The organism is Desulfosporosinus sp. Sb-LF (genome assembly GCF_004766055.1).
GTDB lineage: Bacteria > Bacillota > Desulfitobacteriia > Desulfitobacteriales > Desulfitobacteriaceae > Desulfosporosinus.
On the sequence record NZ_SPQR01000018.1, the window covers coordinates 12248 to 26177 of the forward strand.

Genomic DNA, 13930 nt, shown 5'->3' on the forward strand with positions numbered 1-13930 from the left:
TATGCTGGCTGATGAGGCGTTGAGTCTCTTTGCGGGTCATCAATATTCCCAAAATCGTTCAGAGCATACTGTTATTGCTTATCAAAGTGATCTCGGTCAGTTTCTAAGATTTGCGGCGTTTGAACAAGGGTTTGAAACTGAACGGCTCACGGTGGAATTGATCGATGTTCATATTGTTCGTAGTTTTCTTGGTGTTTTGGCTGAACAAGGATTGGCGAGAAAAAGTATGGCTCGTAAGCTCGCAGCCTTACGATCGTTTTTCAAGTTCTTGTGCCGTAAGGAAATACTTCCAATTAATCCAGTTCAGCGAGTGGCAAGTCCAAAAATAGGACGGAAACTTCCGCACTTTCTTTATCTAGACCAGTTGGAGGGGCTGTTGCGGGCCCCGGATGACACAAACCTTTTAGGTGCACGGGATCAGGTAATTATTGAGCTACTTTATGGCTCCGGGCTGAGGGTTAGTGAACTTGTCAGTTTAAACCGAGAAAATCTCGATTTAGAGAGTAGGCTAATCCGTGTCCTCGGAAAGGGGAGCAAAGAGCGGGTGGTCCCAATGACAAATTATGCTATTCAAGCTATTGAGGTATATCTTGGTATGCGTACAGATAATAATAAAATATTGCTCCTTAATTATCAGGGAACCCGTTTATCGAGCAGGTCTGTTCGGCGAATTTTGGACAAACTGGTTGCGAAGATAAGTTTGGAACAACACGTGAATCCACACATGCTTCGCCATTCATTTGCTACACACTTATTAGATGGCGGTGCTGATCTAAGAAGTGTTCAAGAGTTACTGGGACATCAGAAACTTTCATCGACCCAAATTTATACACATCTCACCCGTGAACGTTTGAAAGAAGTCTATGCCCTCGCTCATCCCCGCGCGAAAGAACGCCCTATGTCTGAGATTCTATGAATTGTCACAAATAGTGGTAAATTATATACAACTAACTTGACACACAGAAAATGCCCTAGTAAACTTCATCTAAGGAGGGTTATCCATGTTTCATGCAACAACTATTGTCGCAGTGAAGAAAGGGGAACATGTAGCCATAGCAGGTGACGGTCAAGTAACCTTTGGCCAGGCAACCGTTATGAAACACAATGCTCGTAAAGTTCGTCGCTTGTTTCAAGGAAAAGTGATTGCTGGGTTTGCCGGATCCGTTGCTGATGCGTTCACGCTCTTTGACAAGTTTGAACAAAAACTTGAAGAGTATCATGGGAATCTTCTGCGGGCGGCTGTAGAACTCGCAAAAGAATGGCGGACAGACAAAATGTTGAGAAACCTCGAAGCACTGCTTTTGGTTGCGGATGCCCAAAACCTTCTGATCTTATCTGGTTCGGGAGAGGTGATCGAACCAGACGATGGAATCGCTGCCATCGGTTCCGGCGGAAACTATGCTCTAGCCGCCGCTCGTGCCTTAGTAAAGCACACCGATATGCCAACGAGTGAGATCGTGCGAGAAGCGATGCTTGTAGCCGCTTCAATTTGTGTATATACCAATGAGCAAATTACCGTAGAAGAGTTATAGGGGGTGTGACTATGGACCGCTTGACTCCGCGCGAAATTGTCCATGAACTAGATCGGTACATTGTAGGACAAAATGCGGCGAAACGGGCTGTAGCGGTTGCTTTACGTAATCGTTATCGACGTTCTTGTTTGCCAGAACAATTGCAAGAAGAAATTATACCCAAAAATATTTTAATGATTGGTCCCACTGGCGTTGGGAAGACAGAGATTGCCCGGCGGTTGGCAAAACTTGTACGCGCCCCATTCATTAAAATAGAAGCCACAAAATTTACCGAAGTTGGGTATGTAGGTCGGGATGTAGAGGCCATTGTACGCGACTTGGTTGAAATCTCCTTACGTATGGTAAAGGCAGAGCGCGCGGAACAGGTTCAGGCTCAAGCAGCGTTCAATGCTGAGAAACGATTGATTGAGTTGCTAGTTCCGGTAAAACGATCAGAGAGTTCATCAAGCAACCCCTTTCAGATGTTATTCGGGCAGACGTCAGATCAGGAAAGGGAAGCGGAAGTGACTCCTGAAATTATGCATGAACGAAAGTTAGCAGAGGATCGCTTGAATCGAGGAGAACTTGAAGAGCAGGTTATTGAGATTTCTGTCGAAGAAAATACGCCACTCTCCGATATGCTAGGCAATGGCAATATGATGGAAATGGGTATAAATATTCAGGATATGATGTCGGGAATGCTTCCAAAGCGACACAAGAAGAGAAAAGTAACCGTGCGTGAAGCACGAAAGCTCTTGGTCCACGAAGAAGCACAGAACCTGATCGACCAAGACGAGGCGGTTCAAGAAGCGATCCGTAGGGCAGAACATGAGGGGATTGTGTTCTTGGATGAAATCGATAAGATTGCGGGACGTGAAGGTGCGAGCGGACAGGATGTTTCCCGAGGAGGAGTCCAACGCGACATTCTTCCGATTGTTGAAGGATCGACCGTGGTAACGAAGTATGGTCCAGTTAAAACCGATCACATCCTTTTCATTGCGGCTGGGGCTTTTCATGTCAGTAAACCATCTGACCTTATTCCTGAACTTCAGGGGAGATTTCCCATTCGCGTAGAACTGGAATCCTTAAGTGTCGCTGATTTTAAACGTATTCTTACTGAACCCCAATCGTCGCTGATTAAACAATACAGTGCATTATTGGAAACAGAAGGGATAAAGGTGAATTTTACAGAGAATGCTATCGATGAATTAGCAGAGGTTGCGTACAAAGTAAATTCGACGACTGAAAATATTGGAGCTCGGCGACTCCACACAATTGTTGAAAAAGTACTCGAAGAACTATCGTTTGAAGCCTCAGAATTGCCCGAAGATTATACAGTCACAATTAATAGAGAATATGTTTTGCACCGCTTAGGTGACGTGGTTCAAGATCAAGATTTAGCGCGATATATTCTGTAAAAACATGTTTAAAATACGTCTGGCCCCATTAAAGGAGGATAAACAAAACTTATGGAAATAACATTATTGGAAAAAACAAGAACAATTAACAAATTAATCCAACGTGCTGCAGGTAATCCAGTTGATTTTGAAGAAATGGCGAAAGTTCTTAGACAGGCAGTACTTGCAAATTGTTATATTGTTGGACGGCGCGGAAAGATTCTTGGGTATAGTTTCATGGGTCATTTTGTTTGCGGGACTATGGAAGACATTGTCGTTCATTCTGAGCGATTCCCTGAAAGTTATAACGATGGTCTGATGAAAATCACCGAGACCAAAACGAATACGGCACAGGTTGAAAATGGCTGTGTATTTAATTGCAATGAGCCGTGTCATTTCACAAATAAGATTACAACGATTGTCCCTGTTTTGGGTGGCGGCGAACGTGTCGGGACGCTCGTACTAGCCAAGTTTGATGAGGAGTTCAAAGAGGACGACCTGGTACTCGCCGAATACGGTGCGACGGTTGTGGGCATGGAGATTTTACGGGTTAAGGCTGAACGTGCGGAAGAAGAAGCTCGAAAAAAAGCGGCGGTCCAAATTGCCGTGGGAACTCTTTCGTATTCTGAACTCGAAGCAGTGGAACATATCTTTGCTGAACTCGGTGGTGGAGAGGGATTATTAGTTGCCAGTAAAATCGCTGATCGCGTGGGGATTACTCGTTCGGTTATTGTTAATGCACTCCGTAAATTTGAGTCGGCTGGTGTGATCGAGTCGAAGTCGTTGGGCATGAAAGGAACTTATATACGAGTTCTAAATGATTATTTACTGGATGAACTTGATAAGCATACTAAACACACACTTAAGTAAGCTGTTTTTTGCAGGGAGGTAATCCTATGAATGAACATGATTACGTTTACCAAATGAAACCGCTTATAGTACCCGGTCTCGTGTTCCTAATTCTTTATCCTTTAGTAATGGGCAGTGTCCATGTTTTCAGTAGACTACAGGGCTTAGAACTGTGGGTGCTCCTAGGGATCTATTTTACTACAGGACTAGGAATTCTGGTTTTATGGGCTATTGGGAAGAGTAAACATGTGCAAATTATCGATCAGCAAATAGTATTTAGTTCGCTGCTAGGAAAACATGTTTTAGAGCCCGATGATATTCGTCGCGTAGCTTTTTATTTCGATGGAAAAGGGCAGGAAGTCGCTCAAATTCGTACAAGCAGTAAGTTGTTCTACGTCAGTGAATTTTATTTCCCATTTCCTGAACTCATGAGTGATCTGGAAAATTTCATTTTGCAGTACAATTTACGTTCGAATTTGGGGAGCTATGCTGGCTTGAACGAATAATGCGAACACATTAGAGGTTAAAATTGTTGCAATGAGCTTAAGAATGTGCTAATCTATTGGCAGTGTGATTTAATGACACACGCAATGGGATCAAGGTGCCAGTTCCTTGCTGGGAAGCAAGGGGCACTTGAGATGAACTTGCGGAGGAAATAAACAAAAGAGAGTTGGTTTAACACAATGGCTGTCATTTCAATGAAACAATTACTAGAAGCTGGTGTACACTTTGGTCACCAAACCCGTCGATGGAATCCGAAAATGGCTCGTTATATTTTTACAGAGCGTAACGGAATCTACATTATTGATCTGCAAAAAACCGTTAAAAAAGTGGATGAAGCTTATAACTTTGTTCGGAACCTTGCTACTGAAGGAGGTACCATGTTGTTCGTGGGTACCAAGAAACAAGCGCAAGAGTCTGTCAAAGATGAAGCAGAACGTTGTGGCATGTATTTTGTGAATGAACGTTGGCTTGGTGGCATGCTGACAAACTTCCAAACGATTCAAAAGCGTGTTGATCGATTGCGCGTTTTAGAGCGGATGGAGGCTGAGGGCGTTTTTGAAGTACTGACAAAGAAAGAAGTTTCTGCACTTCGCCATGAAATGGAGAAACTTGAACGCTTTTTAGGTGGCATCAAGAATATGAAAAAACTCCCAGATGCGTTGTTTATTGTAGATCCTCGTAAAGAACGTATTGCTGTCGCAGAAGCACGCCGCTTGCATATCCCGATTGTAGGAATTGTTGATACGAACTGTGACCCGGATGAAATTGATGTCGTTATTCCGGCGAACGATGACGCAATCCGTGCTGTCAAGTTGCTTACCGCGAAGATGGCTGATGCCATCATTGAAGGTCAACAAGGTTCGGACGATGTCGAGGAAGCTGGGGAAGCAGTCGAAGCGTAATGTCTGAGGGACAGGGAGAAAGGGGTTAGTTCAGGCTCCCCCTGTGCTTAACCTGTCCCTTTTTTCGAAGTTCGAGGTCCGATATTGTATATCGCGCTTCGCATTCATAGCTCAAGTTTGGTTTGTTTTTTGGTCATATTTGGTACAACGTACTTATGATTTGGAGGAATTAAATCATGGCAGACGTAAGCGCAGCACAAGTGAAAGAACTTAGGGAACGCACTGGTGCGGGCATGATGGATTGTAAAAAGGCACTTAATGAGTGTAACTGTGATATGGAAAAGGCCTGCGATTTTCTACGTGAGAAAGGCCTAGCAGCAGCCGCTAAAAAAGAAGGGCGTGTCGCGGCGGAAGGGACGGTCGAGTCCTATATCCATGGCGGTGGACGCATTGGTGTGTTAATCGAAGTGAATTGTGAAACAGACTTTGTTGCTCGTGGTGATGAGTTTAAAGCGTTAGTTCGAGATCTTGGGATGCATATTGCTGCGGCTAACCCCCAATATCTAAACAAAGAAGATGTACCCGCTGATGTGCTCCAACATGAGAGAGAAATCTTAAAAGCCCAAGCACTCAATGAAGGAAAGCCAGAGAAAATCATTGAAAAAATGGTTGAAGGCCGGATCGAAAAGTTTTATAAAGAAGTTTGTTTAATGGAACAAGCTTTCGTCAAAGATCCTGATAAGAGCGTACGCGATTTGGTTCTTGACAAAACCTCGAAAATTGGTGAACGTATCGTTATTCGTCGCTTTACCCGTTACGAGTTAGGTGCAGGAATTGAAAAGCGGCAAGATGATTTCGCTGCTGATGTCATGAAAGAAATAAATCGTTAATTCTAACCTTGGCAATTGATTAGAGAACACCCTGGTGTTCTCTTTTTCGAATATGAGAGGTTTCACATACGAAGCATAGAATTACATTAATGGAGGTTAATCCATGGATAAACCACGGTATAGTCGAGTTGTCCTTAAGATAAGCGGGGAAGCACTTGCTGGAAATCAAGGGTTTGGGCTGGAGCATGATATGTTGGTTTCCGTTGCAAAACAGGTGGCAGAAATCCGGGATATGGGGGTTGAAGTTTGCCTTGTTGTCGGTGGTGGGAATTTGTGGCGCGGCATTGCAGGAAGTGCTCAAGGAATGGACCGTGCAACAGCCGATTACATGGGCATGTTGGCAACAGTGATGAATGCCCTTGCTTTACAGGATGCCTTAGAAAAAGCTGGCTCAGATACCCGTGTTTTATCGGCTATCGAGATGCGTCAAGTTGCTGAACCTTATATTCGGCGGCGAGCCATTCGTCATATGGAGAAAGGGCGCATTGTTATCTTTGCAGCTGGAACAGGTAATCCCTACTTTTCAACGGATACTACAGCTGCTTTAAGAGCGGCTGAGATTGAAGCGGAAGCTATCCTGATGGCTAAACGGGTTGATGGGGTTTATGATTCCGATCCCTTTAAAAATCCCGAGGCGAAGAAGTTTGATCGTTTAAGTTATCTAGATGTTCTGAGTAAGGGACTAGGGGTGATGGATTCCACTGCGACCTCTCTTTGTATGGATAATAATATACCCGTCATAGTTTTTGACCTTACTGCAGAAGGCAATATTCGCCGTGTTGTCATGGGCGAATCTATCGGAACTTATGTTGGGAGGGATAGTGAATGATTTCTGAGGTAATCAAGGACGCGGAGGAACGGATGCATAAAGGGGTTGACGCACTACGTAAAGAGTACACGACGATCCGCGCTGGCCGGGCAAATCCGAGTGTTTTGGACAAAGTCATGGTCGAATATTATGGAACTCCTACTCCTATCAATCAACTTGCGAACATATCCGCGCCTGAAGCTAGAATGCTAGTGATTCAATCTTGGGACAGAACCGTTCTTCCTGCTATTGAAAAGGCAATTATGAAATCGGATCTAGGGCTTAATCCCTCCAGTGATGGCACTGTGATTCGCCTTATTATTCCACAACTTACGGCAGAACGGCGCGTGGAATTAGTGAAGACGGTGAAGAAAAAGGCTGAGGAAGCCCGAGTTGCGGTACGTAACGTACGGCGAGATATTAATGATCAACTTAAGAAACTTGAAAAAGAGCACGGTGAACATGGTGCCTCTGAAGATGAGATTAAGCGAGCACAGGATGATGTCCAGAAGTTGACAGACAAGATAATCAAAGAGATTGAACAGGTTATGGAAACGAAGGAAAGCGAAATCACTGAAGTATGAGTTGCACTTGGCTTGGACGAGACTGGGAAGAGGTTAAGATCGAACTTGAACGCGTGGGTAAACCCTACGCTTTTCAAATTACTCGCCCTCATGGTAAAATGGATTCGTGGGGTAGCTTCAGAGTTGTCCGCGTCAGAGAATTTGACGATCACGTGGACGTTGTATTAGCGCATGAAAAGTTTTCGCAAATCAGACATTGACCCCCTAACTAGCCAAGGGGGTCTTTTGACCTCTTTAAGTGGAATCACCCCAGTCAAGGATTTCGTGCGATGTGCGTGGATGATGCTGAGCTTTTCAAGTCGTGTGGAGGTGAAATAATGTGGTTCAAACCTTGGAAGAAAAATAATGTGGATGTAATGGACCGAATTGCAATGGACCGCCTCCCTCGTCATATTGCTATTATCATGGACGGAAACGGCCGTTGGGCTCAGAAACGAGCTCTTCCCCGTTCAATGGGGCATCGGGCGGGTGTTGAGTCTTTGCGAAAGGTTGTCAAGACGTGTTCTAAATTAGGAATCGAAGTATTGACTGTCTATGCATTTTCCACGGAAAATTGGCGAAGACCCAAAGATGAAGTGGGCGTACTCATGACACTGCTCACGGAGTATTTGAGAAATGAACTCAATGAGCTTCACCAAAACCAGGTGGTCATTCGGACCATGGGAAAAATCAGTGACCTTCCTCGAGAGGCTCAGCATGAATTAGAACTCGCTACGGAGAGAACGCGAGACAATAAGGGGCTCATTCTTAACCTCGCCTTAAATTATGGCGGTCGATCTGAGATTATTGAAGCTGTAAAGAGTTTGGGCAAAGATGTTTTAAGTGGGAAGCAACGTATCGAAGAGATTGATGAGGAACGATTTAGTGAAGCACTTTTTACACGAGGGCTTCCGGATCCGGATTTACTAATTCGGACTTCAGGAGAAATGAGGTTGAGTAACTTTCTACTTTGGCAACTTGCCTATACCGAAATTGAAGTTGTTAAGGAACTTTGGCCGGACTTTGGGCAAACGGCCCTACTTGAAGCGATTAAAGTGTACCAGAAGCGTGATCGCCGTTACGGTGGAATACATACAAATTGAGGAGTACACATGATTAAAAGAACACTGAGTGCATTGATTGGTGCTCCACTTCTTTTGGGATTAACATATTTGGGTGGATCATACATTGCTTTTTTGGTTGCTGCGTTAACATTATTAGCGTTATGGGAATTTTTGAAAATTGGCGAGCATATGGGTATGCGCGCTTGGCATAAACTGACAATGCTTTTCGCGGGGGTTTGGTTGATCAGCCTGTTTATGGGCGGGAAAGAGTGGATGTTCCCAGTTCTAGTCTTGTGGCTTCTTATTGGGTTTGGACGGCTTGCCTTAACATACCCGAAGACGCTACTTCCAGAAGCAAGTTTTAATCTGCTATCCGTCCTTTATACAGTTGTCATGTTATCTCATCTATATTTGCTTCGGCAGCTTCCAAGAGGACTAGAGTGGACTTTTCTTACGATTTTTTTGGTATGGGCGACGGATACAGGTGCATACCTTATAGGGAGACAATATGGACGCCATCTTTTAGCACCCCAAGTTAGTCCTAAGAAGACTGTGGAAGGTTCACTTGGGGGTTTATTATTTAGTATTGTAGTGGCCTTTCTGTTCTGGCGGCAAGTTGGTGGAATTTCGTGGGTTGCGTATATCGTATTGGGTATTGTGATCGGGATCAGCGCACAAGTGGGGGATTTGTTTGAGTCAGCCTTGAAACGAAGCGCGGGAGTTAAAGATTCCGGAAAGCTCATTCCAGGGCATGGAGGGGTCTTAGATCGGTTCGACAGTCTGATTTTCGCTCTCCCAGTGGTATATTACGGGATCAGTTTACTATCGTGAGGTGAAAGAGTTGAGCATTAACCAGAGACACCCTTTGTGGGCAAGCCTAAACAGGCTTGCATTGGTAACGAGTGCTCTTGTCCTTCTAAAGGTCTTTACATATTTCTTTCAAGATTTCCTACCAGTTTTTGGTGAAGTCATTAGCAAAATGTTTAGTGCCTTATTACCGTTTGCCATAGCTCTTATCCTTGCCTTTTTACTGGAACCGCTCGTTGTTCGGCTGATGAGGGGCATACGCATTCGTCGCCCTTATGCTGCAGTACTGACTCTTCTTTTGGCGATTGCCATATTAAGTCTTTTTATCTTTTTAATTGTAGCACGTCTTTATACCGAACTATCTGAGTTAGCGATTACCTTACCTAATTATAGTTATCTTATAGATTTCGTAACAAGACAAGTCGATTCTATTGAACGATTTGTTACGGTAAACCCCCAAATCCAGAGCACTCTGTTTTCTTCGACGGAGAGCCTGGCTAGAACCCTGCAAGAATGGGCCAAGTCAGGAAGCGTGTTTTTACTGGGTGTGCTTACTGCGTTACCGGGCATCTTTATAGTAATGATTGTTTCCCTTGTCGCTACGTTGCTTATGAGTTCAAGTTATCCTGATATCAAACGGTTTATTTCCAACTTGTTCCCACGACGTTTCTACGTGAGTGCTCAGGCAATCAGTGAGGACTTAGGAGCAGCTGTCGTAGGATATTTGCGAGCTCAGGCCATTTTAGTTTCGGTGACAGCGCTTTCAACCATTGGGGGTTTATTGCTCATCGGGAATCGTTACGCTGTTACCCTGGGTGTACTTGCAGGAATCCTGGATGTTGTGCCTATTGTAGGCACAGGCATTCTATTTGGGCCTTGGATATTGGGACTCTTTATAATGGGGTCCTTCGGGGAAGCAATGAAGTTGTTGCTGATGTGGGTTGTTACTGTTACTGTACGCCAGTTTCTTGAGCCAAAGATCATGTCCCAGGGGATTGGGTTACACCCCCTTCCAACGCTCATTTCGATGTATGTAGGGCTTCAGTTGTTGGGAGTAGCAGGTATTATTATTGGACCCGGGCTAGTCATTAGTTATGAAGCCTTACGAAAAATTGGTGTTTTTGGACATCCTAGGGACTAATAGGTATTATTCGCTATTATGGCAATCTAACTATTGCGATGAAATAAAACTCTTAAGGAGCAGGAAGAGATGATTCGTTCTTGAAAACGCTGACCATATTAGGATCAACAGGCTCGGTTGGGTGTCAAACCCTAGATGTCGTTCGTCACGCTGAAGGGCGTCTTAAGATTCATGCCTTAGTGGCGGCTAAAAGCGTGAAGCTTATGGAAGAACAGGCCCGAACTTTTCACCCTGATGTTGTCGTGATGATGGATGATGCAGCTGCCCGTGAACTTCGCGAGCGGCTCAGGGATTTACCGATTAAGGTAGAGCAGGGCATGGATGGTATCATGAACTGTGTGATTGCTCCTCAAGTGGATACGGTTGTCACGGCACTGTCCGGCAGGATTGGTTTAGAACCAACTCTTGCTGCCATAGAGGCCGGTAAAGCAATCGCCCTTGCTAACAAAGAAACGTTAGTTGCTGGTGGAGAATTAGTTATGTCCATGGCCAAGAAGATGAATTGCCCGATTCTTCCTGTAGATAGTGAACATTCGGCCATATTTCAGTGTCTAGAGGAAAGTCCGGAAACTATAGAGAAAATTATTCTCACTGCATCAGGTGGCCCATTTTTTGGATGGACAAAGGAAAAGTTAACGACAGTCACTCTGGAGAACGCCTTACGCCATCCCAACTGGGATATGGGTGCTAAAATTACAATTGACTCCGCAACGATGATGAACAAGGGACTTGAAGTAATCGAGGCACACTATTTATTTAATATGGATTACGATGCAATCGAGGTCCTGGTCCATCCGCAAAGTGTGATCCACTCAATGGTCGAATATAAAGATGGTTCAGTACTCGCCCAGTTAGGAAGGGCGGACATGCGATTGCCCATTCAGTACGCTTTGAGTTATCCAACTCGGTGGAAGAACCCTTTTGAACGCCTTGACCTTCGAGGAAAGACGCTGACCTTCCATGAACCAGATATGGAAGCTTTCCCTGCCCTTGCTTTGGCATACCAAGTTGGACGTCGTGGTGGAACCCTTCCAGCGGTGATGAATGCTGCCAACGAAGTTGTCGTTTCCGCATTTCTTCAAAAGAGAGTTACGTATCTCGGAATCCATGACATCGTTGAAAAGGTTTGTTCTGAACATCATGTCTTAGACAATCCGAATTTGGAAAGAATACTCGGTGCAGATACGTGGGCTCGTGAGCGGGCCGAAGAACTGATTAATTAGCGTAGTTCCAGATTCAATGTACCAAAGAGATGGACCATGTACTTGCAAATCGATGTTTGATATTCGAACTACGAATCACAAACCGCGAACCACGAGCTTAAGGAGGGGTTAATGTGTTAACGACACTTGCCATTATTTTTGTCTTTGGAAGCATGGTTATGATCCATGAGCTTGGACACTATATGGTCGCAAAATGGATTGGGGTTAAGGTGATTGAGTTCAGTTTTGGTTTCGGTCCTAAAATCATTGGGTATCAAGGAAAAGAGACCCTTTATGCGCTGCGTGTAATTCCCTTAGGGGGGTTCGTTAAACTTCATGGTATGGATCCAGAAGTTGATGAAAATGGTCAGGCGGTCATTGCTCCACTAGAAGATGTACGAAGTTTTATGAATAAGCCTGTTTGGCAGCGCATGGCTGTCATTGGGGCTGGTCCGATCATGAACTTTGTTTTGGCGATGATCCTATTTGTTAGCGTTTTTGCCTATCTTGGAGTTCCTACACAAGGGAATAGTAATGTGATTGGGTCCTTGTTAAAAGGAAAACCAGCAGCTACTTCTGGAATTCAACCGGGAGATAGAATCGTTGCTGTGAACCAGGAATCAACACCAGACTGGAATCGTTTGACAGAAGTTATCCATGCCAATCCAAACCAAGTTTTGAGCCTTACGGTTGAACGAGTTAACGGAAAACAACGTCAAACTGTAGCTATCAAAACAGAAAAAGATGCCCAAACAGGGTTTGGTATGATTGGCATTGCACCGGAAGTTACCTATATGCATGCTTCAATTCTTCAGTCGACCCATTTTGGGCTAGAACGTACGGTGGATTTTACTAATCTTATTGTCGTGACCTTGACGCAAATGATTACTGGAAAAATCCCGGCTGAAGTGGGCGGCCCAGTCATGATCGCTCAAGCGATTGGGGAAGGTGCCCATGAGGGATTAGCAAACTTATTAGGTTTGACAGGAGTGTTGAGTATTCAACTAGGCCTCATCAACTTGTTTCCTATTCCCGCTCTCGACGGAAGCCGGCTTATCTTCTTATTAATCGAGGGATTGAGAGGAAAACCTTTAAACCCGGAAAAGGAAAATTTGATTCACTTAGTGGGTTTTGTAATGCTTATGGTTCTCATGATTGCTGTGACTTACAAAGATGTCGTGCGTTTATTCGTGAAAGCAGGGTAGTACACAAGGATGCTAGAGTAGGAGACTGACATGATACAAAGAAAGAGAACAAAATCTGTCCAGGTTGGGCCCATTACGATTGGTGACGGAGCTTCCATCGTGGTGCAATCAATGACAAATACGGATACCCGTGATGTCGCAAAGACACTGGCTCAAATTCATTCTTTAGCTGAGGCAGGGTGTGAAGTTGTACGTCTTGCAGTCTTGGATGAAGACGCAGTAGTGGCCTTAAAAGAAATTTCCGCCTTGAGTCCACTTCCCGTGATCGCAGATATTCATTTTGACTACCGTTTGGCCCTAGGTGCTGTTGCACAAGGAATTCATGGCTTACGGCTAAACCCCGGGAATATTGGGGCTCTCTGGAAAGTTCAAGAAGTCGTACGTGCTGTGAAGGAACGACAGATCCCAATCCGCATTGGAGTTAACGCTGGGTCACTGGATAAAGAAATTCTTAAAAAGTATGGTGGTCCCACTGCTACAGGGATGGTTGAGAGTGCGTTAGGACATATCCGCTTATTAGAAAACGAGGGATATGATAAAATAAAGGTCTCTCTGAAAGCTTCTGATGTACCCTTGATGCTTGAAGCCTATCGTAAGATGTCTGAGGTCGTTGATTATCCATTGCATCTTGGGGTAACTGAAGCAGGGACGGTACGCTCAGGTGTAGTAAAATCAGCTATAGGGATTGGTGCACTGCTTGCCGAAGGGATTGGAGATACAATTCGAGTGTCGCTTACGGGAGACCCAGTTCGGGAAATTCCAGTGGCCCTGGAAATTCTACGTGTTCTTGGATTGAGACAACGCAGCATCGATTTGATTAGTTGTCCAACCTGTGGCCGTACACAGGTTGACTTGACATTACTTGCGGAAAAAGTAGAAGAACGGTTATCTCAGCTTCCGCCTTTGGACAAGCCTCTAAAAGTTGCAGTGATGGGATGTGCTGTCAATGGACCAGGTGAAGCCAGTGAAGCGGATTTCGGGATTGCAGGCGGAAAAGGAATGGGGCTGCTGTTTCGCAAGGGGGAGATTGTAGCCCGCTTACCTGAAGATGAATTACTTCCCGCACTACTCCACGAAATCGAGGAGTATGTGGGTGATCACCGTAGAGGCAATTCATGAAGGATTGTTCCTACAGCAAAACGATGAT

Annotated in this window: 16 protein-coding genes; all 16 read left to right on the forward strand. The window is 44.7% G+C overall.

The features are described 5' to 3' along the window. The first annotated feature begins 1 nt into the window (after position 1). The 16 genes from xerA to ispG all read left to right on the forward strand — a co-directional run bounded on the left by xerA (position 2) and on the right by ispG (position 13902). A complete protein-coding gene (gene xerA / locus E4K68_RS18385; RefSeq protein ID WP_135380370.1) occupies positions 2–916 on the forward strand; it encodes a site-specific tyrosine recombinase/integron integrase in 915 nt (304 codons plus the stop codon). An 85-nt stretch (positions 917–1001) separates the two neighbouring features. Further along, positions 1002–1532, forward strand: coding sequence for an ATP-dependent protease subunit HslV (hslV, locus tag E4K68_RS18390; RefSeq protein WP_135380371.1), 531 nt, complete (start codon positions 1002–1004; stop codon positions 1530–1532). A gap of 11 nt (positions 1533–1543) precedes the next feature. Then, a complete protein-coding gene (hslU, locus tag E4K68_RS18395) occupies positions 1544–2929 on the forward strand; it encodes an ATP-dependent protease ATPase subunit HslU (RefSeq protein ID WP_135380372.1) in 1386 nt (461 codons plus the stop codon). A gap of 51 nt (positions 2930–2980) precedes the next feature. Then, entirely contained in the window at positions 2981–3778 is a 798-nt protein-coding gene (gene codY / locus E4K68_RS18400; protein ID WP_135380373.1) for a GTP-sensing pleiotropic transcriptional regulator CodY, read from the forward strand. Positions 3779–3804: 26 nt separating this feature from the next. Beyond that, positions 3805–4263 carry a hypothetical protein gene (locus E4K68_RS18405; RefSeq protein ID WP_135380374.1) on the forward strand — a complete coding sequence of 153 codons (459 nt, stop codon included), beginning with the start codon at positions 3805–3807 and terminating at the stop codon, positions 4261–4263. Positions 4264–4440: 177 nt separating this feature from the next. Further along, positions 4441–5163: a 30S ribosomal protein S2 gene (gene rpsB / locus E4K68_RS18410; RefSeq protein WP_135380375.1), complete on the forward strand. Its 723-nt coding sequence runs from the start codon at positions 4441–4443 to the stop codon at positions 5161–5163. Positions 5164–5339: 176 nt separating this feature from the next. Continuing rightward, positions 5340–5993: a translation elongation factor Ts gene (tsf, locus tag E4K68_RS18415; protein WP_135380376.1), complete on the forward strand. Its 654-nt coding sequence runs from the start codon at positions 5340–5342 to the stop codon at positions 5991–5993. A gap of 103 nt (positions 5994–6096) precedes the next feature. Further along, positions 6097–6822, forward strand: coding sequence for a UMP kinase (pyrH, locus tag E4K68_RS18420; protein WP_135380377.1), 726 nt, complete (start codon positions 6097–6099; stop codon positions 6820–6822). Next, a complete protein-coding gene (gene frr, locus E4K68_RS18425) occupies positions 6819–7385 on the forward strand; it encodes a ribosome recycling factor (protein WP_135380378.1) in 567 nt (188 codons plus the stop codon). The genes pyrH and frr overlap by 4 nt, the downstream gene beginning before the upstream one ends. Continuing rightward, positions 7382–7585 carry a hypothetical protein gene (locus tag E4K68_RS18430; protein ID WP_135380379.1) on the forward strand — a complete coding sequence of 68 codons (204 nt, stop codon included), beginning with the start codon at positions 7382–7384 and terminating at the stop codon, positions 7583–7585. The genes frr and E4K68_RS18430 overlap by 4 nt, the downstream gene beginning before the upstream one ends. Before the next feature lie 117 nt (positions 7586–7702). After that, on the forward strand, positions 7703–8467 hold the full coding sequence (locus tag E4K68_RS18435) for an isoprenyl transferase (RefSeq protein WP_135380380.1): 765 nt from the start codon (positions 7703–7705) through the stop codon (positions 8465–8467). 9 nt (positions 8468–8476) lie between these two features. After that, entirely contained in the window at positions 8477–9259 is a 783-nt protein-coding gene (locus tag E4K68_RS18440; protein ID WP_135380381.1) for a phosphatidate cytidylyltransferase, read from the forward strand. A gap of 10 nt (positions 9260–9269) precedes the next feature. Then, the gene (gene ytvI / locus E4K68_RS18445) at positions 9270–10376 is read left to right on the forward strand and encodes a sporulation integral membrane protein YtvI (RefSeq protein ID WP_135380382.1); all 1107 of its coding nucleotides are present in this window, start codon (positions 9270–9272) and stop codon (positions 10374–10376) included. Between the two features lie 80 nt (positions 10377–10456). Beyond that, positions 10457–11599 carry a 1-deoxy-D-xylulose-5-phosphate reductoisomerase gene (locus tag E4K68_RS18450; RefSeq protein ID WP_135380383.1) on the forward strand — a complete coding sequence of 381 codons (1143 nt, stop codon included), beginning with the start codon at positions 10457–10459 and terminating at the stop codon, positions 11597–11599. Positions 11600–11712: 113 nt separating this feature from the next. Beyond that, positions 11713–12783 carry an RIP metalloprotease RseP gene (gene rseP, locus E4K68_RS18455; RefSeq protein WP_135380384.1) on the forward strand — a complete coding sequence of 357 codons (1071 nt, stop codon included), beginning with the start codon at positions 11713–11715 and terminating at the stop codon, positions 12781–12783. Positions 12784–12816: 33 nt separating this feature from the next. After that, a complete protein-coding gene (ispG, locus tag E4K68_RS18460) occupies positions 12817–13902 on the forward strand; it encodes a flavodoxin-dependent (E)-4-hydroxy-3-methylbut-2-enyl-diphosphate synthase (protein ID WP_135380413.1) in 1086 nt (361 codons plus the stop codon). Positions 13903–13930: the final 28 nt, after the last annotated feature.